At 35.4% G+C, this 23349-nt stretch carries 20 protein-coding genes and 1 pseudogene; 9 read left to right on the forward strand and 12 right to left on the reverse strand.

All coding sequences use genetic code 11. The features are described from left to right. Positions 1-40 precede the first annotated feature (40 nt). The 10 genes and pseudogenes from OOK92_RS07445 to OOK92_RS07490 form a co-directional block, all read right to left on the reverse strand. Entirely contained in the window at positions 41-1060 is a 1020-nt protein-coding gene (locus OOK92_RS07445; protein WP_406722705.1) for a S49 family peptidase, read from the reverse strand. Between the two features lie 33 nt (positions 1061-1093). Beyond that, positions 1094-2506: a phage portal protein gene (locus tag OOK92_RS07450; protein ID WP_264735721.1), complete on the reverse strand. Its 1413-nt coding sequence runs from the start codon at positions 2504-2506 to the stop codon at positions 1094-1096. Then, complete coding sequence (locus OOK92_RS07455; RefSeq protein WP_264735722.1) at positions 2503-3207, reverse strand: glycoside hydrolase family 25 protein; 705 nt, start codon at positions 3205-3207, stop codon at positions 2503-2505. The genes OOK92_RS07450 and OOK92_RS07455 overlap by 4 nt, the downstream gene beginning before the upstream one ends. Beyond that, a complete protein-coding gene (locus OOK92_RS07460; RefSeq protein WP_114517459.1) occupies positions 3204-3428 on the reverse strand; it encodes a gpW family head-tail joining protein in 225 nt (74 codons plus the stop codon). Before OOK92_RS07460 ends, OOK92_RS07455 begins: the two co-directional genes overlap by 4 nt. Next, the gene (locus OOK92_RS07465) at positions 3429-5261 is read right to left on the reverse strand and encodes a phage terminase large subunit family protein (RefSeq protein WP_264735723.1); all 1833 of its coding nucleotides are present in this window, start codon (positions 5259-5261) and stop codon (positions 3429-3431) included. Then, positions 5258-6514: an ankyrin repeat domain-containing protein gene (locus OOK92_RS07470; protein WP_264735724.1), complete on the reverse strand. Its 1257-nt coding sequence runs from the start codon at positions 6512-6514 to the stop codon at positions 5258-5260. The genes OOK92_RS07465 and OOK92_RS07470 overlap by 4 nt, the downstream gene beginning before the upstream one ends. A gap of 314 nt (positions 6515-6828) precedes the next feature. Further along, positions 6829-7068: pseudogene (locus OOK92_RS07475) on the reverse strand (ankyrin repeat domain-containing protein); the annotation flags it as partial. Then, entirely contained in the window at positions 7068-7550 is a 483-nt protein-coding gene (locus OOK92_RS07480; RefSeq protein WP_264735725.1) for a hypothetical protein, read from the reverse strand. The gene OOK92_RS07480 and the pseudogene OOK92_RS07475, both read right to left, overlap by 1 nt. A 16-nt stretch (positions 7551-7566) precedes the next feature. After that, positions 7567-8772, reverse strand: coding sequence for a DNA modification methylase (locus OOK92_RS07485; protein WP_264735726.1), 1206 nt, complete (start codon positions 8770-8772; stop codon positions 7567-7569). 120 nt (positions 8773-8892) lie between these two features. Continuing rightward, on the reverse strand, positions 8893-9348 hold the full coding sequence (locus tag OOK92_RS07490) for a crossover junction endodeoxyribonuclease RuvC (protein ID WP_264735727.1): 456 nt from the start codon (positions 9346-9348) through the stop codon (positions 8893-8895). 317 nt (positions 9349-9665) lie between these two features. On the opposite strand from OOK92_RS07490, the gene OOK92_RS07495 reads away from it, so the two are divergent. The 6 genes from OOK92_RS07495 to OOK92_RS07520 all read left to right on the forward strand — a co-directional run bounded on the left by OOK92_RS07495 (position 9666) and on the right by OOK92_RS07520 (position 17006). Beyond that, on the forward strand, positions 9666-11726 hold the full coding sequence (locus OOK92_RS07495; RefSeq protein ID WP_264735728.1) for an AAA family ATPase: 2061 nt from the start codon (positions 9666-9668) through the stop codon (positions 11724-11726). A gap of 1026 nt (positions 11727-12752) precedes the next feature. Continuing rightward, entirely contained in the window at positions 12753-13274 is a 522-nt protein-coding gene (locus OOK92_RS07500) for an RNA polymerase sigma factor (RefSeq protein ID WP_179947489.1), read from the forward strand. Between the two features lie 58 nt (positions 13275-13332). After that, on the forward strand, positions 13333-14148 hold the full coding sequence (locus OOK92_RS07505; RefSeq protein ID WP_264735730.1) for an ATP-binding protein: 816 nt from the start codon (positions 13333-13335) through the stop codon (positions 14146-14148). A 21-nt stretch (positions 14149-14169) separates the two neighbouring features. After that, entirely contained in the window at positions 14170-14976 is an 807-nt protein-coding gene (locus tag OOK92_RS07510; protein WP_264735731.1) for a helicase RepA family protein, read from the forward strand. 32 nt (positions 14977-15008) lie between these two features. Beyond that, complete coding sequence (locus OOK92_RS07515) at positions 15009-15500, forward strand: hypothetical protein (protein ID WP_264735733.1); 492 nt, start codon at positions 15009-15011, stop codon at positions 15498-15500. Positions 15501-15527: 27 nt separating this feature from the next. Next, positions 15528-17006: an AAA family ATPase gene (locus OOK92_RS07520; RefSeq protein WP_264735734.1), complete on the forward strand. Its 1479-nt coding sequence runs from the start codon at positions 15528-15530 to the stop codon at positions 17004-17006. On the opposite strand, the gene OOK92_RS07525 is transcribed toward OOK92_RS07520, so the two are convergent. After that, positions 16996-18135, reverse strand: a complete 1140-nt coding sequence (locus OOK92_RS07525; RefSeq protein ID WP_264735735.1) for a hypothetical protein — start codon at positions 18133-18135, stop codon at positions 16996-16998. The genes OOK92_RS07520 and OOK92_RS07525 overlap by 11 nt on opposite strands. Then, a complete protein-coding gene (locus OOK92_RS07530; RefSeq protein WP_264735736.1) occupies positions 18077-19327 on the reverse strand; it encodes a hypothetical protein in 1251 nt (416 codons plus the stop codon). Before OOK92_RS07530 ends, OOK92_RS07525 begins: the two co-directional genes overlap by 59 nt. Positions 19328-19514: 187 nt before the next feature. Between OOK92_RS07530 and OOK92_RS07535 the strand changes: the two genes are divergently transcribed. The 3 genes from OOK92_RS07535 to OOK92_RS07545 are packed head-to-tail and all read left to right on the forward strand — an operon-like array spanning position 19515 to position 23347. Beyond that, positions 19515-20201 carry a hypothetical protein gene (locus tag OOK92_RS07535; RefSeq protein ID WP_264735737.1) on the forward strand — a complete coding sequence of 229 codons (687 nt, stop codon included), beginning with the start codon at positions 19515-19517 and terminating at the stop codon, positions 20199-20201. Positions 20202-20207: 6 nt separating this feature from the next. After that, on the forward strand, positions 20208-22145 hold the full coding sequence (locus tag OOK92_RS07540) for a DUF4815 domain-containing protein (protein ID WP_264735738.1): 1938 nt from the start codon (positions 20208-20210) through the stop codon (positions 22143-22145). Between the two features lie 11 nt (positions 22146-22156). Next, a complete protein-coding gene (locus tag OOK92_RS07545; RefSeq protein WP_264735739.1) occupies positions 22157-23347 on the forward strand; it encodes a hypothetical protein in 1191 nt (396 codons plus the stop codon). Positions 23348-23349 lie beyond the last annotated feature (2 nt).

Genomic DNA, 23349 nt, shown 5'->3' on the forward strand with positions numbered 1-23349 from the left:
CCGCCGCTTTTGTCAATGCTATATACGGCGGTTATAAAATTTAAATACACCGACTTTTCGCTACTTGCATCATCAAATCTTCCGGCGAATTCTGTGATATTGCACTCAGTATCTCTGTCTTCTTCGTTCGCTCTGCTAGCAGTTCCATTAAAACTTCCCTTGCTTGCTCAACACTTACGCCCTGCTCAATAAATTCTCCTATCTTTTCTGGCATTCGTGATAAGTTACATAAACGTATTAATTCAAGAACTTCAGTACGATACTTAGTTAAATTGTCAGTTTCTAGGTCATTTGTAGTTTTTTCATTCATAGTAATATCCCCTTTTTTATTAATAGATTTAAACTCAGAAAGAATTGTCATTCCATCTGCAAGACCTATTTCTATTGCTTTCTCGCCAAAATATAGCCCTGCCTCTGTTGATTTAATCTTTTCAATTGAAAGACCTCTGTTTCTTGCTATTAGCTGCACAAACATTTCATATAGTCGGTCTACTTCTTTTTGTAAGCTTTCCAGACTTTCAGACGTCATTGGCTCATGTGGGTTTAAATCATTCTTTCGACTACCAGCAAAGATTGTAGTGTACTTAATACCTTGCTTTTCATCAAACCTACTTTGATCTATATGACTTGCTATTACTCCTATACTCCCAACTCCTGAAGTGCGGGTGAGAAAAATCTTTTCAGCGCTAGAAGCTATGGCATATGCAGCAGAATATGCATCATCATTGGCCATTGCAATAATCCTCTTTTTTCCTCTTGCACTATAGATAAAATCAGCTAAGTCAAATACTCCATTTACTTCTCCTCCTGGACTGTCTATGTCAAGTAGAATCGTCTCTATGCTTTTATCTTCTAAAGCACTCTCTATCTCTTCATGAATATTTTCATACGAAGTCATGTCTAAAATATGATCAAAAACTTCTGTTTTTTTAGTCAAAACTCCATAAATACGTATTATTGCTATTCCTTTTGGGTTTATATGAAAATGCTTTAAGTTCTTAAAGATAGGTTGTTTGCTGTTATATAATGATAGTAGTTCAAAGCTTCTTCTCTCTACCATTACTGGTTTATTTATCCACACCACTTCCTCCCCTTATTCTACTTTATGATTAACATCAGAATCGAAACAAAGTCCAAAAGAATTAGCTCGCTTTTGATCTTCTGCTATTTCTTGGTCAATTTCTTCTACATCGTAACCCATTTCTGATACTACTTCTGCTCGACTTTTGAAGCCATTTCTTACTGCCATCTGCTGTGCTTGCTGGTCTTTCAGTGGATCTACCCAATCAAATCCCTGTGGTATCCATTTTACTTCTTCTTTCGCTGCTTTTGCCACTTTTTCATCTATATTCAGTTCTCCACAAAGTACTGCTAATTCTAGCCATCTATTCCATACTGGTCTGCAAAACTGGAACACTATAACGTTATGCTGTAACATTGCGCACCTTCTGCGAAACTCTATTAATCCAGCTCTGATTGATGAATAATTAACACCGGTTAAATCTCCTGTTAGTTGCTCATATGTTATCCCTGTACCAATCGCTATTGCCCTGAGTTGCTGTCTTATAAACGCTTCATAACTTCCTCCAACATCTGACGGTTCTGAAAATTTTATATCTTCTCCTGGGTCTAAAAGCTGCATTGTTCCTGGCTCTAAACCTGATAGTGCTACTCCTTGCTCATTACTTTCACCTTCTCCTAAAATATTTGCCTCAGGATCAAGTCTCGTAATAAACCCTGCAAACATCGCTGCTGTCTTTTTTCTCACTAATTCTGCATCATCATATTGATCAAGTTCATAAAGCTTTAGCAGTATATTAGAAAGCCATGGCTCTCCTCTAATTTGCCCAGGTCTTAGTGGTCTATAGATATGTAAAACATCGTTTGCTGGTACTCTCACTGACTCTCCAAACGTACTTTCACCAGGGTGTTCTTTAAATAGGTAGTATGCTTCTCTTTTCCCAAGCCTGTTAAACTCAATCCCGTTTCTTATTACATTACCATTTCCTAAAGTTTGATTTGTTTTATTATCTAAATGTTCAGACTCAAGTACTTGCAGTTGTAATGGTACAGAAAATCTATCTTCCAGCTTTCTCGTTCTTAAACGTACAAAACATTCTCCTCCCTCTATCATACTTCTGCATACTAGAGCTTGTAATCCATAAAAATCACTTACTCCGTTACTGTCTGCTTCATCTGTCCATCTTAGCCATAATTCTTGCACCTTCTTTCGAAATTCTCCATCTCTTGCTTTTGATTGCGGTTTTATTCCTGTTCCAATAGAGTTACTCACTATGGTATCAATGATATTTGCTGCATATGGATTTTTTCTCACCATATCACGTGATCTACTACGTAAAGTTTCAAGGCTTTGAGACAGCAAATTGTTTATACTTCCTAACTCTGGTTGAAAGTGAAAAAATCTTCTTCCTGAGCCTGACGCATCCCAAGCAGAACTTTTGATTTTTGGCTTACTAAATAGTTGTTTGAAATTTTTCAGCATCATACTAACCAAAATTCTCTTAATTCTTTCAAAGTTCCGTTAAATTTATTTCTGTCACATTTTCCGATTCCTTCTACTTCATGTGGCTCTGGACTTGTTTTACCGTCAGTATATTGCCATAAAATCCAATCATTCCAGCCTTTTGGTAATGTGAGCTCTTTTCTCCAGCTTGCTATCCATAATGGACATTTTGTCAAAGTTGGCGTGGCAAAATCCTTAAGAAAATAGCTACTGCCATAAATTAGGGGTAATCTTCCTGTTACTTCTTCAACTCTCTTTACAAATTCCTCAGCTTGCTTAACTGTAATATTTTTGCCACTTTTGTTTTCTTCAATATCCAGCGCAAGTATGGTATTTTTGCTTTCGCCTACCGTTTTTAGAAAATGATCAGCTTGATTCTTGCCGTTTCCTTCTGTGCCAAAATGATATGCTCCCCAGAGTAATCCTTCTTCTTCAGCTTTCTTTCTTCTCTTCGCATACTTTGAATCCACATATTTTAGCCCTTGTGTTGCCTTGTGAATTACTCCAACTATACCATTCTCTTTAGCTAACTCAAAATCCACATTTTCTTGCCAATGTGACAAATCTATTATTCCATTTACTGGACTCTCTCTATTCTCCCATAGTTTTATAAAAGTTTTTAATTGCTCTAAAAATTCAGAATATTCCTCTTTTACAACTTTTCTCAGAAAATTTTCCCTCATATAACTCCTTTATTTGTTGCAAAAATAATCTTTCGTTTAGGCTTCATTCCAGCAATCTTTAGTTCACCTTTGATGCGTTGTCTGAGGCTGAGCAAATCATTTATCTGAACTTCAGCATATCTCACAACATGGTCACCATATGCAATTGATACCACTCTTTCGCCACTCTGAAGCTTCTTTATTGCTTGTTCAACTTGAATTAAATAATCTTCGTTATACATTTATTGCTTGCTGATCCATTTGCTTTTGACTATTTTCTTTGATTTTTTACTTTCTGGTTTTTCACTTAAACTATTCCATTTACTCTCTGGCCATCTGTCTATTCCCAGTGCTATCGATGCAGCTCTTGCATAAATTCGGCAATCTAGTACTTCATTTCTTTCTCTTACCTTTTGCCACTCTTGTTTAGTGTATCCTTTTACTACTTTGCTGACTAATTGCTCTGCCGTTAGTTGCTTAAAATATTCAGGTGCATACTCAGGAAAATGACAATATCCTGCTGGCACTTTTTCTTTTTCCCCGTTTTTTAAAACATTAAGTAGCTGAAAAAGCTCTGACTTTAATATCGATACTCCTACTGGCCAGAGCTTTATTCCTCTCTTTAGCTTTTGACCACCAACTGTTATATCAACTCTACTTGGGCTACTCAGCGGCACTAGTGCTTTATTTACACCTTTCACTGCCATTACTCTTCCAGACCCTTGATGACTTCTCACCCAGTTGTAAACTTCCTGCGTTGCATACCCTGCATCAACTGCCATCATGCTTATCATATATTCAAGATCATTTTCACCGATAAAATGATGATTGAGTAACTCTGAAAGCTTTCCCCATACTTCTCCTCCTCCAGTATCACCTTCAAATACTCGGTAGTCTATTGACCAACTTTCGCGGCTTTTTCCCCATGCTACAACTTCTACTTCTAAACGATCTTTTTGGACATCAACACCTGCTGTGAGAACTACTTCGCCTTTTGGTACTGTGCCAATCTGAAAAAATTCTCTCCTGTTAAATAATTGCTTCCAGTCTGGTACTTCTCCTTTATCTACCCAAGTTTCTCCTAAAGTGGTATTTATCCAAACTTTCAGTGATTGTTCGCTTTCCTTTGCATGAAGAAAATCTTCTACTGCTTGTTGCCAACTATACCAGCCAACTGGACTATAAAGACTGGAAAGATGAAATCCTTTTTTCTCACCTTTTACTCTATTAGTAGGCCTCCATTCTCCACGCTCAAGCATCTCTGTCTTTTGATGATTTTCTATTTTGCCGCTACATTCAGTGCAGACATAATGTGCTGTTCTTGAGTCGTTGTTTTCCCATTTAATTTGTGACCATTTCAGAACTTGATAGTAATTACAATATGGACATGGTACAAAAAAATATCTCTTATCTGTTGCTTCAAATTCTTTCTCAATTCTGCTTATTCCATGAATCGTTGGTGTCGATACTAAAAAAATCTTTCGCCGTGCAAATGTATTAGTACGGGCTATGCTGAGTAAAACTGGATCTCCTTCACCTCCCGAATCTCCTGGATAGGCATCTATCTCATCAAGAAAGAGGTATTTTACTGGCATAGATCGGAGGCCTACACTGCTGTTTGCTCCAGTTATTACTACTATTCCACCTGGAAATTCCTTACTTTGCACAGTATTGCCCGAATCTCTTGACCTTGGGTCTTTTACTTTACTTTTTAAACATGGTGTACTCTCTATTAACGGCGCAAATCTTCCTTTTGACCAGCGTTTTCCCATTTCAACTGTTGGCTGTACTACTAGCATTGGACCTGGTGTTTGATCGATGATATAGCCAATCCAATTGTTACCAGCTTCTGTTCCTCCAATCTGCGCTCCTTTCATGAATACTACTTTTTCTGCTGGTGAGGACGGAGATAGTGAATCCATGATTTCTTTTAAATAAGGAGTTCTCTCTGTTCTCCATTTACCTGGCTCTGATGCTGCAGTTGCTGCTAAAACTCGATACTCATTCGCCCACTCTGATACTTTAAGTTGCGGGTCTGGTCTTAAACCTTCAGAAAATGATGTGGCGTATATCATATCACTAGCTCTTCACCATCATTAGATGATATTTCCACATCACTTAAATTAGGACTTATGCTCTCACTTGTTTTCTCACTTTCAAGTTCAGTAAACATTTTCTTTTCAAGTGCTTCTTCTATATACTTCTGAATTAAATTACTCATTATTATTGCAGCTATGAGCGCAACTATTCCTACCATTACCGCAGCTATAATGTTAGGGTAAATTCCCACTATCGCTATTGCACATACTGTTATAGAGACACAGACGATATTGATGTATTTCTTTATTTTTTTGTCTGCTATTTTCCTTTCTTCAAAATATTTATTGCTCAATAAATGAAATGTCGGAAAGTTGTCATTTTTTCCAAATAAAACTATATCTTTTTCTTTGCTTAATAACTTTATCAGTTTTATGTTATTTGTTGTTATTGCGTACTCAAAAACATCTGTAGCATCTGCTCTTTTCTTTAGCAGTAATTTTACTATATTAAAATGCCTATTTATTGCCGCAAGATATATAGCTGATTCTCCTTTATTGTTTAAAATATCTACTTCAACTCCCTCTTCCAAAATCGCTTCTAGGAACTCCTCGTATCCTTTTTTTGCAGCTAAATGAAGTAAACTGTTTTTATCTTCTCCATATTTATTACTCACTAAAACTTCCACTATATCTTGTTTATTCCCTTCTCTTGCATAACAAAATGGTGTTTTGCCATTATCATCTCTAATCAAAGGATCTATGTCTTTTCTTGTTAATAAGATTTCTATGGTTTTGAACTTATCTGCATAATGTAGTGGCGTTTTATTTTCATAATCTTGTAAATTGACCTTGGAGTTCGACGCATTTATTAAACACCTTACAATATCTAAACATAAATCCCGTTCATCATAGTTGCTAATGCTTACAGCATTGTGAAGAGGTGATAACTTTGTTGAATTTCCTCCACTGCCAGTCCTATTCACATTTGCATCAAGGTCTACTAGTTTTTTTACTACTCCTATTCTCTTGTTGTTTACTGCATAATGAATTGCTGCATGATTTCTCACGTCAAGAACATCTTTGTCCGCATTTCCTTCTCTAATTAAAATTTCTACTATTTCTTCATGTCCAGCTCCTGCTGCTAAGTGTAATGGGGTATGTAGTAGAGCATTCTGTTCATTAACATTAACCCCTTTGTCGAGTAAAAACCTTACAGCATTTGCTTCATTCAACATCGCAGCTAAATGAAGTAAGCTATCTTTCTCTGATCCGTATTGGCTTTGTTGCATCGCTAGCTATGATGGATTAAAGATAAAAAAGATGGAGAATATCAGTAGCTTATTATTCTGGTATTTATAACAAGAACGGTCAGTGAATACCTAAATTTGAGTAAAAGAAATTTCACTACCACTCACTAATCCGGCTAAAATTCAAGAATTTCAATGCTTTAGCTATTTTCAATAGAATTAAGTTTATTAATATAAATAATAAATTACTATTCTTAAATTTGATCAGATTGATTGCAAAAAAACAAGATTTTCAATAGGTTGCTTATAATCCTAGCTATAGTTAGCCTTTCATAAGTAGCGATGCAACAAAGCCATCCGTATTTGTGATTGATTAGTGCTTGTAATATTTCTTCTCTTGCACAAGAGAGCGCACTTTTACCATCATCATCAGTAATTAGTGGATTAATATTTTTCCTGTTCAGTAAGAGCGCAACCATGCTAAGCTCGTTAATTTCTACTGCATAATGTAATGGTGTTTTTCCGTTTAACCCTCTGACATTAACATCCACTCCAGGTTGATTAATGAGACACTTTATTAATTCTAAAACAGACATTATAAAAATTTAGCGTTAGATAATTCTTGGAGTGAGTTTGTAATCTCTTCAGTTAGCGTCTTATGAATCTTTTCAGTCTCACTCAGTGATGCAAGTAGTGCTGAAACTCTATTTGGAATATTAAGCAAATTATTACGGACAACTCTTGCTACATTAAATGCTTCGTTTTTCACTTCCTCTACTGCTACAAGTTCTCCTATCTCAGCCCTAGCTTTTGCCTCAAGAAGTTTACCTCGTTCCATTTCATTTTTTATTCGAGTTTTTAGCAACATCGTGGAAAGGTTACTTGTATTTTCGTTTTCTGGATTTTTTCTCCTCAGTGGCTGACTTGGATCTCTTATTGCTGCTACCGCTTCATTTGCTTGCTCTCGGTCGATCAAACCATCCTCCAACTCAACTATTCCTTTTTTTACTAAATAACAGACATATTGCTTTGATACTCCTATCTCTCTTGCCCATTCTGTTTGTGTGATCTTTTCCACTTTTTTTGCTTCTTTTTTACAAATTTTCTTCTTGAATCTCTGAAAAAGTTTTACCAGTACCGGCTAAAATGGCATCTCTTCCCGTGTATACTTGCCAACGTTTTATGGTTACATCTACAAATTTTGAATCTAGCTCTATTGTCCTACAAATTCTTCCTGTTCTCTCACATGCAATCAGTGTGCTGCCAGAACCGCTAAATGGATCAAGTACTATGTCTCCTGGTCTACTGCTATTAACTATTGCTCTCTCCATTAGCTCTACTGGCTTCATTGTTGGGTGCAGTGAGTTATGTATTGGCTTATCATAAAACCATAGATCACTTTGATTTCTACCTCCATGCCACTCACGTTTATTGCCACTTTTCCATCCATAGAGCATTGCTTCATATTGTCTCTGATAATCAGATCTTCCTAGCGTAAAGTGATTCTTTGCCCAAATGATAAATGTCGACCATTTTCCTCCTGCCTCCTCAAATACTTTTTGCAACGTTGAAAACTCTGATGATGATATGCAGATGTAAATTGCACCTTTCGTATATGCTAAAATATGGGAACAGATGTCATAGAGAAAAAGTTCGTACTTTTCACCTTGATTATCATTTAATATCTTTTTATCTTGACTATTACCATAATCAACGTTATATGGAGGATCACAAACAGTAATGTCTGCCATTTTATCATCTAACAGCGCTTTATATGATTCAACTACAGAGCTATCACCACAATAGATTCGATGATCACCTAAAATCCAAAGATCACCTGATTTTGTTACTTTTTTGTCATCAACAACTAAGTCAGAAAGATCTTCTTTTTCACTATCTAAATCATCAAGGAAATGTTGAACTTTTTCTAATTCAAATCCTGTCATTTTAAGATCAAACTGTAAATCTTCTAATTCTTGAATTTCCACCTTCAAAAGATCATCATCCCACTTTGCCCAATTAGCTGATTGATTTGCCAGTAATCGAAAAGCTTTGGTTTGTGGTTCATTTAGATTATCACTTAAGACTACGGGAATACTCTCCATACCAAGTTTTCTTGCTGCTTTAAGTCTTAAATGACCATCAACCACAGTTCCATCGCTTTTTACAACTATTGGTATACGAAAGCCAAATTCCCTGATTGAAGCACACATTCTGTTTACTACGTCATCATTTTTACGTGGATTACGCTCATATTCGACTAGATTTTCAACAGGATAGTAGTGGATTGCTAAATTCATATAATTACTGTACTAATTAAAAAGTTAATATTCAAAATATCTCTGACGCTAAAGAAGGCCTGGGGTTGAACCCACCAAACCCGCCAGTATGGCCGAAAGGACCCACTTTTACGGTATTTTTTATGTGTTAAAATCTTTACCAAGATTCATAGCGTAAAACATTAATGCCAAAGCATCCCCCTCATTATCATCTCTAGGTGAAAAACTTTTTTCACGTATCGCTTCAATAACTTCACTCTTACTTGCATTGCCTTTGCCTGTTATAAAGCGTTTTATAGTTTTAACATTAACACCTTTGTACGGCACATGATGTTCTTCACACCAAGCAGAGAGAACAGCCAAAAACCCACCGTAGCAATGAGCTGCATCAGTTCCTAGATGTCTTCTCACTTCTTCAAAATACACTGCAGTGAACTCATGTTTCAAAGAATTAAGCCAATTACGAAAATTCAAGAAGCACATGCCACCTCCGCTAAAACGGCTACCATGAAAACTTTTGCTTCCACTTTCAATTACTCCATTGGTTAGAATTGCCCAGCCTGTCTGTTTACCGAGGTCCAGTGTTAGGATTGACATTATTTAAAACACTGATTCCAAAATATCGTCTGGTTCCTACAACGTACTATCAAAAAGCGGTTTATAGTTTTTTTGTTGGCCAACAACGGAAATCCAAGAATCTTATGCTACTTAACTAGAGAGAGGTTGCATTTCATTCTCCCCTTAATAATATAAGTTCAACTTTTTTCGAAAAAGTGTTCAGTTTTTTTGTTCTCTTGTTTCATCAATAAACTCACCAGAAAATTTTATAAACCATTGCAATAGTTGCAACTGCTGTACGTGTACACTTCTTCAAAAAACATTGAACTATATTAATTAAGGCAACTGGAGAGTTTATGTATTCACAGGATCATTTTTCAACAAAAGGGACAGCAGACCTAAAAACACAGCTTTTACAAAATATCAGATCTTGTCTTTCGTACTTATTACCTTACGGAACTTTTCACAAAAATGAGTTTCAAGTAGGTGATATCTGGGGTAATAAAGGAAAAAGTTTAAGAGTAGAACTGAGTGGCAGTAGAGCCGGTCTATGGAATGATTTTGCAACTGGAGAAGGTGGTGATATTATCGACCTTTGGGCAGCTGTGCATAGAAAGAATGCAAGGACAGAGTTTTCTGAGGTAATAGTTTCAATAAGCGAATGGCTTGGCAAACAACACACTAGAGAAAAAAAGAGTATCAAAGATCTAGAACAGTACATGACTTACAGCTGGAATTATTACGATGAAGACAACCAGATTATAGTTATAGTTTACCGTTATGACCCTCCTGAAGGAAAGAAAGAATATCGTCCATTTGATGTTAAAACGTTTAATTATGCTTCACCAGAAATAAGGCCTCTATATAATATACCAGGCATTTTAAAATCTGATAAAGTTGTTCTAGTTGAAGGAGAAAAATGTGCTGAAGCGCTGATAGAACAAGGAATTACTGCAACAACAGCGATGTCTGGAGCAAATGCACCTATTGAGAAAACAGATTGGACTCCACTTAAAGGTAAACACATTATTATATGGCCAGACAATGATGAAGCAGGTAATAAATACGCAAAAAATGCTGAAAAAAAGCTTTTAGAGATCGGAGTTGCATCACTTGTTGTTCTTAAGATTCCACAAGGTAAACCGAAAGGGTGGGATGCTGCAGATGGTGTACAAGAAGGTATAAATATTTCGGAATTCATCGAAAAAAAATCTACAAAAAAGCCACTTAACATTTTAGATTGGAGTGTGAGTCGTTATTTAGGTCCAGTACCAATACAAAGGTTTCTTGTTGAAGGTTTATTCCCTTTAGGTGTTACCTCAATAGTAGCTGCTATGGGAGATACAGGTAAAGGTATGCTTCTTCTTGATCTAGCACTTAAAGTTGCAAGTAACGCAGATCAAACATGCGGTTTTGGTCCACTTGTGACAGAACATGGATCAGTGGTAATTTTTTCAGCAGAAGATGATGCAGATGAAATACATCGTCGTCTCGATCGCCTTGATCCTGAAGGTAAAAGGGCAGAATATCAAGATAGGTTGTTTATTGTACCTATACCAAATACAGGAGAACCTTTTTCTGTAGTAAAAACTAATATGCGTGGCAAATGTCCTGAAATTTCAGAAAAGTTTGCAGATATCAGAGCACAATTAAGCTCGATTAACAATTTAAAACTTATTGTTTTTGATCCATTAACATCATTTGTCCATGCAGATATAAATGCGGATCCAGAGATGGGATGGTACACAATGGGGTTACTTGCTAGTTTGGCAAGTGAAACAGGAGCAACTACAATTGTAGCACATCACATGAGAAAACCTAAATGTGGAGGACCAATCACAACTGTAGAGCAAGCAAGAGAGGCAATAAGAGGAACTACTGCACTTGTTGATGGAGTTAGGTGTTCTTTTGCATTATGGCCTGCTTCTGCAGACAATCAAAACATTGTATTTGAGACATTCAAGATGAATAAAGTTAATAATGCAGTATATCAAGGAGCTATAGTTAAATCTAATGGGTCAACAGATAGGAGTATAAGAACTTACTTGCGTTCTTCAACTGGCTTGCTTGAGGATATATCTGAAGAATTTAAGCTCAAAAAAATATCTGATGAATACTTAAAAAAGATACTTGTGCAAGCTATAGCAGTTTCAGCAGAAGAAGGGCACCCATTTACGCATACAGGTGGACCAGGGGTGTTTAAACAGCGGCATAGATTACCAGCTGCATTTCATGATATTAGTAGGCATAAACTTGAATACCTAGCACAAAGCTTATTAAACGAGCGTAAGATAATTAAAGGCATGGCTACACACTCAAAAGAAGATAAGTGGCTTGATATACCAACAGGACCATTTGCTAAGGGTAAAGGTGATTTTAATGTAGGTGCAGGAAAGTTTGAAGTAGTTAACTTTTGAAAATTGTGAGCTTTTTTGTCTCTAGAAAGTACAGCAAAAATGATTTCCGGACTTACCCAATTTCCAACGTTTCCGGAGAATTTACCAAGTTTTGGAAATGAGATTGTATTGCAGCTAACTTATTGAAATTCGCCAACTTTCAGCTACTAAACATAAATAATGTTACGTTTCCATTTTTAAAAAATTTAGTCAATTTGGTAACACTCAAACCCGCTAGAATAGCTGCTTTCCAATTTCCGAAAACCTATATATTATATAATATATGTAAATAATACATACGTAGATATATAAAGTAATATAAATAAATATTAGAATAGAAACACATACTACTAGTGTCATGAAAACTAACAAGAAAAAATGCCAGTAATTATTTTTAAAACGATTCTTGACTTACTGAAACTTCAAACCTCATAAAAAGGCATTACTTTTACCAAAATTTTTATTTATTACCTGTGATTATGTTTTTTTTGTTGATTGCAGAGAAAATTTTTCAAGCCTAAAGAACAAATGGTTAGAGATTTTTTGAAAGGTCATTTCTGCAATAGCCAATTCTTGTTACCTCTACCATAAGGACGGTGACAAAATTTCCTTACCCTTTAAAACTCTTTAAGAGGTCCTTATAAACACTATTTGTAATTCAGATAAAGAAGTCATCTTTTTTTTAATTAATGCTTGTAAATCTCTTAAAAGCTCAAATAGAAGGCATTCTAAACAATTCTATTGTTACAAAATAAACTTACAAGTAAGTTTACCGTTATTTTTATTCACTGTAAAGAAAAAAAATTTATATGAATGCCTTATTGAGAAAACTTAAAACGGAAATAACTCAAAGAAGAACTAGTCTCCAATATAAAAACATCTATAAGTATGTCTGAACAAATTTTGCAGATGGGGGATGCTTTAACAAAAAACACCTGAATATCAATAAGTTAATTTTTCTACATAGGGGACTGAGTTTCTTCCATGCCCTGCAAGATTGAGTCAATAGACTTCATTCTTAAGCCATATAACTGTTTATGGAGCTTTATGAAGTCTAAAAATAAATACTCTAAGATTAATTATATATTAGTTAAAAAGGTAAGAGATTATGCTAAATACATGAAGTCTTTCAGATGTTTTGCTCATGACACTCTTGAAGATATAGAACAAGAACTTTTTTGTGAGATCTGGCCTTGCCTCGAGCAACATGAGAAAAGCAAAAGCAGTTTTTCCTACTTTGCAGACAAAGTGATCAAAAATCGTGTTGTTAACCTTATAAACAAAAAACAACGTATGAAATATGGTGGAGATATTACCTTTCTTGACAATGAAATCTTGGATAGTTTAGTTGATAAAAATTGTGATTTTGAAAGCAAAGTTGCAGCATGTTCAGATGTTGAAGATCTTATTAAACAGTTACCACCACGTTGGCAAGATCTTTGTGAAAAACTCAAAGTTTATAATGTAGCTGAAGTTTCTGAAATTACTGGTTTATCGAGAACAACCATCTACAAGATTCTTAAACGAATAGGTGAAAAATTTCCACATCTAAAAACTTATATCTCGTAAAAAATAGTGAACACATATGCGCTAAATGTTGAACTTATATATATAGGGGGTAAAAACTATGACTCTAAAAATAATAAATAACGAAGAAAGAATAAAAACAGTCACAGGTGTGAAAATGGTAATCTTTGGACCTTATGGAATCGGTAAAACTAGCCTGCTTAAAACTCTTGTTGAATCGACAACGCTTTGCCTTGATTTTGAAGCAGGACTTCTTGCTGTTCAGGATTGGAAAGGAGATTCAATCAATATTCGCACTTGGAATGAAGCTAGAGACATTGCTTGTCTTATTGGTGGGCCTAATCCTGCGCTGAGGTCTGATCAAGCATACAGCCAAAGACACCATGAACATGTATCTGGTAAGTATAAAAATCTTCTTTCTGAAGTTTCTAAATACCGATGCATCTTTGTGGACAGTATAACCGTTGCTTCACGTTTATGTCTATTATGGGCAAAAATGCAACCTGAAGCTTTTTCTGAGAGATCGGGAAAACAGGATATGAGAGCTGCCCATGGATTACTTGCTCAAGAGATGATGGCTTGGCTCAATCAATTTCAACATATCAGAGACAAAGACACTATCATAGTTGGAACATTAGGTCAATATCTCGATGACTGCAATCGTCCAATTTGGCTACCTCAATGTGAAGGAGCTAAAACCGCTAGTGAGATTCCAGGCATTGTTGATGAGGTGATCAGCATGGTTGGAATTAAGAAAGATAATGGCACAGAAGTACGTTCATTTGTCTGTCATAACATTAATTCTTGGGGATACCCAGCTAAAGATCGAAGTGGTTGCCTTAATATGGTTGAAGAGCCGCATCTGGGTAAATTACTTGCGAAAATTAAAGCCAAAACTTTGGCTCCTATTGTTTAATTAAAAATTGGAGAAATTATTATGGAACAAAGCTTTTTCAATATCGGTCAAAAAATTCCCTTTTTCAGTGTGAAAGAATACTTGAATGATCAATCGCCAATACCAGAAGATATAATTTCACCAAGGATTTTAACAAAAAGAGGTCTATTGGTGCTGGGTGGCCCACCTAAAATCGGCAAAAGTGACTTTTTGATCTCTTGGCTTGTTTACATGGCTGCTGGTAGATCATTTCTCGGTATGACACCAAGTAGACCTTTGAAAATCTTCTACATGCAAACTGAAATTGAGTATGAATATATGAAAGAACGGTTGCAACAACTTCAACTGGATAACGAACTTTTGAATGTAGCTGCCAATAACTTAATTATCACGCCAAGAGTGCAATTATCATTTAGTAGTGAAGAAATAGATGAAATTAAAAATGTTGTTAAAGAGCGTTTCAAACCTGATATTATTGCGATTGATCCTCTTCGTAACATTTTTAACTCAAGTGAATATGGTAATGAAAATGACAACAGCGCTATGCTATTCTTTTTGCAAAAAACGCTTGAAAGACTGAGGAACATTATTAATCCAGATGCAGGTATAATCCTCACCCACCACACAAAAAAACTGTCCAAAAAGATGCTGGAAGAAGATCCATTTCAAGGCCTAAGCGGTGCTGGATCTTTACGTGGATTTTATAGCACTGGCATGGTGATGTTTGCTCATGATGAAGAAAGCACTACCCGTCAAATAGTGTTTGAGCTGCGAAATGGTGAACGTGTGGCAAGCAAGCTTGTCGATAAGATAAATGGTCGTTGGAAACTTGTAGACCAATGGAGTTGATTCTTTTTTTTACTTAATTTATAGGGAACAATATGCTAACAGATTTTTTAACTGATTTTAATAACGCGAAACTGCAGAGCAGTCTAATACCGAGAGGTACAACAGTCAAGGTAAAAATGGCAATAAAGCCTGGAGGTTATGAAAATTGGTTCACGAAAAGCTACACTACTGGCAGCATCTATTTAAACGCTGAATTTACTGTCACTGAAGGTCTATATGCAAAACGTAAGATTTTTCAAGTAATTGGCATTAAAAGTGGCAAAGCAAGCGTTGAAGAAGAAGATGTTTGGGCAGAATCTGGTCGTTCTATGCTTAGAAGTATTTTAGAGTCAGCACGGAACATTCATTCAAATGACACTTCAGAAAAAGCAGTTATTGCTAGAAAAGTCAACTCTATAGCTGATTTTAACGGGTTAGAGTTTACTGCAAAAGTTGGTATTGAAGCTGATCGATATGGAGAAAAAAACAAGATTGCTACGGTTATTATCCCAGAGCAACCTGAAGTTGATTGGGTGCCATTTTAAATTGTGTCTTTTAGAATTGGAGGACTTATGGAATTTTGTATTACTGGAGAAATGGAATTTTTACTACTGCATAACATCAAAGCATGTTTATTTTATTTACTGCCTGGCGGTAAATTTTTCAAGAAGAAATTCTATATTGGAAATATCAGTGGAGATCAAATTATAGTTGAAGTTGCAGGCGGTAAGATAGGAAGCTGGTATGGCCTAAATAGTGGAAACAATGGTAATATTGTCACACTTTGGAGTTTAGTTGCTGATAAAGCTGGACTTTCTGGAGTTATAAACAAATGGCTCAATAAACATATAACTGCAAGATATAGTTATCTTGACGAGAATAACAAAGTGATAGCATATGCATATCTCTACAGAAACAATTACAGACATGTTTGGTATCCGAAAACTTCTGGCAAGGGCTTAAAACCACTATATAACATACCTGGTATTATTAGGTCCAATGAGCTAGTAATAGTAAAAGGAGAGAAAAGAGCTGAAGCCTTAATAGAGCACGGAATTATGGCAACAACTGTGATGCTTGGTGTATATGGATCTATCAGTGAAACTGATTGGTCTGTATTAACTGGTAAACAAGTAATAATTTTGCCGGATAAGGATGAAAAATATGCTGAAAAGATTGCTGCTGAACTAGCTAATTTAGGAATATTGCACAGTATACCTGAGGGGTATGAAGAAGGGATAGATGTGAAACAACTATTTGCATCAAACCAAATGAATATACAAGCATTTCCAGCTAGACAATATTTAAAAGATAAATCCCCATTACCAAAAGACATAATTTCACCAAGGATTTTAACGCCTGGAGGAATGCTATTACTAGGAGGAGCACCAAAAGTAGGAAAAACCGACCTCTTACTCTCTTGGTTAGCATATATGTCCGCAGGATTACCATTTTTAGGCATGATTCCATCTAAACCATTGAAAATATTCTATCTTCAAACTGATATTGAGTATCACTACATTAAGGAGCGGCTGCAACAACTGGAATTTGATGAAAAATCTTTAGAATTAGTATCAGAAAATTTAATTATTACTCCAAAGACAAAGCTACTTTTAGATTCTGAAGGAGTAGAAAAAATCGGTAATATTATGGCAAAAACATTAAATGTAAAAGAAGTAGATATTATTGCTATAGATACGCTACGCAGTATTTTTGATTTTAATAAATACAAAGAAGAGAATAGCAATAGCTCCGTGTTCTGTTTTTTTAAAGATAGAGTTGAAAAGTTACGAGCGATGACAAACCCTAGATGTGGTATTATCTTAACGCACAATACCAAAAAAGTATCAAAGAGATCATTGTCAGAAGAGCCATTTCAAAGTTTCAGCGGTGCTTCTGCCTTAAGGAGTTTATATACTTCAGGCGTGATGATGATGAAAGATAATGAACAACACAAATTGATATTTGAACTGAGAAATGGTGAATCTATTCCAGCTATGCAGATTAGCAAAGTAAATAGCCAGTGGTGCAGCACTTGTGCTACTTCTTAAGGCTGAGAGTGGAAGGATTAAGTCTATAGCCATATTCCTTGATACCTATTCCAGACCATGGTAGAGTTTGAATAATATCATCTCTTTTTACATTCATGCCTAAGGTTATAGCTAACTTATCTACCATGGTTCTTTGCATTCTATTTATCGGTTTACGAATTTGTTGTTCAGCATCGGAAATATTTCCCAGGTAATCTGCAATTTGTTCAATAGTTAATGCTTTATGTTGCCCTGAAGAAATGCCTTCTTTAAAATCGCACCAGAATTGTTCAAGAAGAACAAAAAAGATATTCATTCCTAACTTAGATTGCTTATTGACAACCTCTATGTCATTGATATAAATGCCACCGTTTTTGATTCGTAATTGCAGAATCTTTTCTTGAGTTGCTAGTTTGGTTTGTTGTAGTGGAATATAAGGATAGCAATTTAGCGCCTGAAAAGAAACGTTAGGTAATAACTTTGGTACTCCTTTTTCAACTGTTTCATTTAATATTTCATTTAAAGTTCGATATCCACAAATTAAATCAGCCATGGGAATAATGTACAGGTTTAACAATGGTTTAAGGTTTTTTTCATTGAAACTGATCAAAACAGTAGGATTAGTTTTGAGCTTATCTAAAGTTAGATATGATTTATCAGAACAACAATCCGGAATAATTAAGCTGACAAGGCTTGTGCCAACAATAACATAATAAACCCCTGTTGCTACTTTATTCGAAGTGATGTTCAAATTTGCCAATTGTTCTTCAAACCATTCAATAACTTTCAAATGATTAACATTTATCTCTAGAGAATGGTAACGTTGCTTCTCATAGGTATCAGGCAGGATATCACGATTACATAGGTCACACATTATTGGGTCATCATATTCCTCATCGTAGTCACTTGCGATTTCTAGTCTATTGTTACAGAAAGAATCTATTACACGAAAATCAGAATCATCTGTATCATTAGCACAGACTATAAAATAATATTCTCTTAAACTTAAAAACCCAAGGCTTGATAAGTATTGTGCAACTTCTAAAAAATCCTGACTAGGTGAATCATGAGAAGTATTCCACTCAAGCAGGTTAGTAATTATTTGCCGATAGACAGTAGTATTGTGCTTTTGACAAGATGGTAAGTCCATACGTATTCCTAAACAACAACTTAAAATCTTCACGTTCTTTTTTATCAAGTACGTGCTCTGAGTAGTTAATTGCTATATAGCTTGAGTCCTGTACTCGAAAGGATAAAGTAACCTTTTTGTTTTTAAATATCACCTTCACATATTGAATAAGGGAGACCTCATGTAACACACTACCAACTGAAGGTTCTAATATGTTCAACCACTTTTCAACTTCATTTGTATTTAATGTAATAAAGGTCTGTGGTTTAGCTAAAGTAAGTTTAAGTTCACATATGCTAATATCATTAAGTCCTGATTTTGGTATACATGAACATAGGAAGGTACGTACTTGTGCCACTGTGTTTTGGCTATGTAAACTGACAAAAGAGCATTCAAGAGCAAAATAAAGGCTGACAATACTATTTGCTATTTTTAAACCGTGTTTAATATTTTTAGTGGATAAATGTACTTGATTAGCATTAGAAGAAAAATCAAAAATGATCCAATCAGGCTTATAACCATGTATTACTTTATTTAAACTTATCACAAAATCTTTATCTTTACTAGCACGTCGTATAAATAAGTAAATACTATTTTGGTAGTAAAAGAGTTCTTGAAACTGACTTTCAAAACTATCATTTTCTGAGAGATCATGCTGTTTTAATATTTCCTGTATTGTACTTTCTGATAAAAAATTCTTAAATGAAGTGGACTTTTGTCTTGGAGGATTTTTTAATACGAAAGGTAAAAACCCTTTTTTCTGTACTTGATTAAAGCAGAAAATTTGTTTTAGTAAGTTACGATTAGTTATAAAGAGAGTGAACAACAAGGACTTTTTGTCGTATTTGTTATTTTGTAGCAGAAATGACTTCAGAAGATCTTGGCCTAATACAGACTGTGCTACTTCAGCTATAGTTGTTTCTGATTTTGTACGACTAAAACGATTGACTAAATAATAATCAAACAGAGATTCAGAAATTTTAATAAGCATCTTGCGTTTTTGCTGAGTTGAAATATCATCGCATTTTTCGTAGTCTTTAAATAATTGCCTGTTTTGTTTATTCTGAAAGTAATGGTTAAAGATCACACTTAATTGTCTACCAGAAAGAGAATCAAGCCAACTTTCACGTAAACTTGGATTTTGAAAGTCCTTAAGCAAAAAGGATACTGGCATTTCTAAACTACTTTCCCAAAATTCTCTATTAGTTATCATATATCTAAAAGTAAGTATATTATGTCTAAAGTAGATTAAAGATTAGTCAATAAAAACTTATTATGAAAAAAGGAATTGCAAAAAAAGTGAACACATTTCTGAAAAAAGTTGAACTTATATATATAAGGGGGCTTGAGTTAACAATTGGTATTTGAAGCAATTGCTTTGCTATGAAATAAGGTAATTAATGTCAATACTCACACAATCAGGTCGAGCAGCAATAGCCGCAAGTATTAAAGAACAAGCCATACATCTTGCCTGGGGCAGTGGTGATGCAAATTGGGAAAGTAGCCATAAAGTAGAAAAAACTTTTGCAGCTGATAACGAAATCAAGCTTGATCACCATCCCATTAAAGACGTAAAAGTTTTTATCGGACAAACAACTTATCAGCCAAGTATAGATTATATAGTTGATAGCAGTACTGGTGTTATTCAGCGTACAGAAAACAGCTCTATTGTAAATAATAGTACAGTTACTATAGAGTACGTTCAAAGCACACCACCGGAGCCTATTACTTCTCAAAAACTACTCAATGAACTTGGCAGACGTACTGCGGATGAAGTGCTTTTCTGCACAGGTGATGAAAACGGTGAACTTATAACTCCATCTGGAAGGTTTAGGCCCTCAAATGTACCAACTAATAATCTCTATCTCAAATTTACTTTCGATTTCACAAACGCAGCAAATCAAGTTATACGGGAATTAGGGGTTATGGTTGGTACTAAAGTAAAAGAAGAATTACCTATAGGACAGAGGTATTTTGAACCACAAGATATAGAAGACCCAGGGATCTTATTAGTTTTAGAACACACTGTACCACTTATCAGAACATCTGCAACTCGGGAAACTTTTTCATTTGTTGTAACTTTTTGAAACAAAATGACCTTAAATAGTTATTATAACCGCTTTAATCCTGACAAAGAATATGAGAAAAGCTTATTTCTTGCTGGAAGAGGTCTACAGTCTGCAGAATTAAATGAGACTCAGGAGTATGCTCTTTCTAAGCTTAAAGGCATAGGTGATGCAATATTTCGTGATGGTGATGTTATAACAGGAAGCAATTGTATTATAGATAGAGAAACTGGTAAAGTTACACTTGAGTCAGGAAAAATCTATCTTCGTGGAGCGGTGAGAAAAGTAGAGGCAAAAGAGTTTGTTATTCCACTGAGTACCACAGTTCGTATAGGTATTTATTACCTAGAATCTACCATTACAGAACTTGAGGACGAAAATCTTCGTGATCCTGCTGTTGGTACAAGAAACTATCAGGAAGTAGGAGCTGCAAGGCTTAAAGTTTCCACCATTTGGGGATACCAAGTAGAAAGTGTTACTGTTAACTCTACAAATGGCGAATTTTACCCAATTTACAATATTGAAAATGGAGTATTGATAGAACATTCACCGCCACCACAAGCAAATATAGTAACTACTGCGCTTGCTCGTTATGACAAAGAGGCAAATGGTTCCTACGTTGTAAATGGTCTAGAAGTAATGTGTTTGCAGAGAGAAGAGGGAGACGAAAAGGGAAAAAAAATATTTGTGATTAATGAGGGCAAAGCTCATGTTGATGGTTATGAAATTGAGTTACCTCATAGTATTCGTGTTTCTTTTGATCAAGATCCGAATATAAAATCAGTTGAATCAGAACCACATACTTTTCAGCCAAATAGCCAAAGAGTAATGGAACTTAAAGTTAATGATTTTCCAATAAGTGAAATTAAAAAAGTAGATATAACTGTTCAGAAAACCACTACTGTTACTCATGGTTCATACTCAGGAGCTGTTGATCCGATACCTGATTCTGCAGTACTTGAGATTATTCAAGTTAAACAAGGCAATGTTATTTATGAAAATAGTACAGACTATAAGTTAAATGCAGGAAACGTTGATTGGTCATTACCAGGTAAAGAACCAGCTCCTGGAAGTAGTTATCAAATAACTTACCGCTGCCGCACTCATGTAATTCCTGAAGATATAAGTGAAGAGGGGTGTAAAGTAAAAGGAGCAGTTGATAACAGCTTGGTTCTGATTGATTACACCTGGAAAATGCCCCGCTTTGATTTAATTACTATAGATGCAAAAGGCACAATAAGAAGGATAAAAGGAATTTCCCATTCTTGGAGACCATCAATGCCTAAAGCGCCTAGCGGACAACTTTTGCTCTGCTACATTCACCAAACATGGAAAAACGGAGAAAAAGAAGGGGTAAAAATAGTGAATAATGCTATTCATGCTGTACCGATGAATGAGCTTGAAGCAATGAAAAAAGGAATAAATGATCTTTATGCTCTAGTTGCAGAGGAACGTTTACGCAGTGATGCAAATTCAAGAGAACCTACCACCAAAAAAGGAGTATTTGTTGATTCGTTCTTCGATGATGATATGCGTGATCAAGGAATTTCGCAGTCTGCAGCAATAGTAAATAGAGAGCTAGTTCTGCCAATAGATGTAGAAGTTGCAGATATTGAAAAAGGTGGGGAAAGATATCTTTTGCCGTATGAACTTGAGCCGGTACTAGAACAGCTCTTACAGACTAAAGGAGAAAGAATTAATCCGTATCAAGCTTTTGATCCAGTACCAGCACAAATTACTTTAAATAAAAATATTGATCACTGGACGGAGGTAAAAACAAATTGGAAAAGTCCAGTAACCAGAGTGTTTAATGTTAAAGAAACAACAGAGCTGCTGTCAAGTACCTCATACGAAACTGAATTTATGCGAGAAGCAACTCAAAATTTTGAGATTGAAGGTTTTGAGCCAGATGAAAAGCTTAAGGAAATAAAATTTGATGGCATTTCTATTATACCTATGGCATAGAGGAAAAAAAAGTGGAAAAAAGAGCTAACAACCAGGGAAAATTAAAGGGAAAGGTGAAAGTACCAGCAAATATTCCAGCAGGTACTAAATTAGTACAGTTTTATGGGGATAAAGGAAGTTATGGAGAAACAACGTATACTGGTAAAAAAACTATTACTATAGAAGAGAGAAGAAGAGTTATTGCAGCAAGAAGAATTGATCCTTTAGCGCAAACATTTACTTTAAATGAGAGTAGGCACATAGGAGGTGTAGAGCTATGGTTCATAAATAAAGGCAAAAAACGTGTTGTTGTGCAGATTACAGAAACAGCAGTGGGAGTACCCTCACAAACTGTCATTGCTGAAAGCTATATTGAGCCAAAAGATATAAAGATAGATGGCACAGCAACACGTATAACTTGGTCACCAGTGTTTTGCCATGCAGAACAAGAGTATGCGATAGTACTGCTTACTGATGATGCAGATACTACAGTAAAAATAGCAGAACTTGGCAAATATGATGCAGTAAATAGCCGCTGGGTAACGAGTCAACCATATCAAGTAGGAGTATTACTGTCATCTAGCAATGCAAGCACCTGGACTCCACATCAAAATTTAGATTTAACGTTTCGACTACTAGCTGCAAAATTTAGTGAAGTTTCTCATGTTGTTGATCTTGGCAAAGTTACTGTAAATAATGTATCAGATTTAATTGTTTTGACGAACGTCGAAAAAGTAGCATTTGATACCAATGTAGAATTTATTCTGACAGATGAAGGGGGAAGAGAAAACTTTTTGTCTGATAATTTGCCGCTCGCACTGCGTGAAAGATTATCTGGAGAGCTAACGGTAAAAGCAAGCCTAAAAGGAGGGCGAGAAAAAAGTCCAGTTCTTTATCCTGGGTTACAGTTAGTTATGGGTAATCTTTCAGAGTCTGGAGATTATGTTACAAGAAGTATTACAGCAGGAGCTAACACTAAGATAACAATTACCTATGATGCGCTGATACCTGGCACTGCAGACATTAAAACTTATGTAGAGAAAAACGTGGGAGAATGGCAATTAGTAAATTTAACATCAGGAAAACCAATTGGAGAAAATTGGGTAGAGAGAACTCATGTGCTGACAAACTTTAATGGCAATGAGACAAGGATAAAATTAGTTTTAAGTGGAACAGTTATCTATCGTCCTAAAGTAAAAAATTTGCGAGTGATTATTACTTGAAT

The organism is Wolbachia endosymbiont (group A) of Rhinocyllus conicus (assembly GCF_947250775.1).
Lineage (GTDB): Bacteria > Pseudomonadota > Alphaproteobacteria > Rickettsiales > Anaplasmataceae > Wolbachia.

What these genes read in the sequence shown, in the direction of transcription:
- OOK92_RS07445 (WP_406722705.1), bottom strand. Translation starts at nt 1,060, where the DNA reads ATGGTAGAGAGAAGAAGCTTTGAACTACTATCATTATATAACAGCAAA.
- OOK92_RS07450 (WP_264735721.1), bottom strand. Translation starts at nt 2,506, where the DNA reads ATGATGCTGAAAAATTTCAAACAACTATTTAGTAAGCCAAAAATCAAA.
- OOK92_RS07455 (WP_264735722.1), bottom strand. Translation starts at nt 3,207, where the DNA reads ATGAGGGAAAATTTTCTGAGAAAAGTTGTAAAAGAGGAATATTCTGAA.
- OOK92_RS07460 (WP_114517459.1), bottom strand. Translation starts at nt 3,428, where the DNA reads ATGTATAACGAAGATTATTTAATTCAAGTTGAACAAGCAATAAAGAAG.
- OOK92_RS07465 (WP_264735723.1), bottom strand. Translation starts at nt 5,261, where the DNA reads ATGATATACGCCACATCATTTTCTGAAGGTTTAAGACCAGACCCGCAA.
- OOK92_RS07470 (WP_264735724.1), bottom strand. Translation starts at nt 6,514, where the DNA reads ATGCAACAAAGCCAATACGGATCAGAGAAAGATAGCTTACTTCATTTA.
- OOK92_RS07485 (WP_264735726.1), bottom strand. Translation starts at nt 8,772, where the DNA reads ATGAATTTAGCAATCCACTACTATCCTGTTGAAAATCTAGTCGAATAT.
- OOK92_RS07490 (WP_264735727.1), bottom strand. Translation starts at nt 9,348, where the DNA reads ATGTCAATCCTAACACTGGACCTCGGTAAACAGACAGGCTGGGCAATT.
- OOK92_RS07495 (WP_264735728.1), top strand. Translation starts at nt 9,666, where the DNA reads ATGTATTCACAGGATCATTTTTCAACAAAAGGGACAGCAGACCTAAAA.
- OOK92_RS07500 (WP_179947489.1), top strand. Translation starts at nt 12,753, where the DNA reads ATGAAGTCTAAAAATAAATACTCTAAGATTAATTATATATTAGTTAAA.
- OOK92_RS07505 (WP_264735730.1), top strand. Translation starts at nt 13,333, where the DNA reads ATGACTCTAAAAATAATAAATAACGAAGAAAGAATAAAAACAGTCACA.
- OOK92_RS07510 (WP_264735731.1), top strand. Translation starts at nt 14,170, where the DNA reads ATGGAACAAAGCTTTTTCAATATCGGTCAAAAAATTCCCTTTTTCAGT.
- OOK92_RS07515 (WP_264735733.1), top strand. Translation starts at nt 15,009, where the DNA reads ATGCTAACAGATTTTTTAACTGATTTTAATAACGCGAAACTGCAGAGC.
- OOK92_RS07520 (WP_264735734.1), top strand. Translation starts at nt 15,528, where the DNA reads ATGGAATTTTGTATTACTGGAGAAATGGAATTTTTACTACTGCATAAC.
- OOK92_RS07525 (WP_264735735.1), bottom strand. Translation starts at nt 18,135, where the DNA reads ATGGACTTACCATCTTGTCAAAAGCACAATACTACTGTCTATCGGCAA.
- OOK92_RS07530 (WP_264735736.1), bottom strand. Translation starts at nt 19,327, where the DNA reads ATGATAACTAATAGAGAATTTTGGGAAAGTAGTTTAGAAATGCCAGTA.
- OOK92_RS07535 (WP_264735737.1), top strand. Translation starts at nt 19,515, where the DNA reads ATGTCAATACTCACACAATCAGGTCGAGCAGCAATAGCCGCAAGTATT.
- OOK92_RS07540 (WP_264735738.1), top strand. Translation starts at nt 20,208, where the DNA reads ATGACCTTAAATAGTTATTATAACCGCTTTAATCCTGACAAAGAATAT.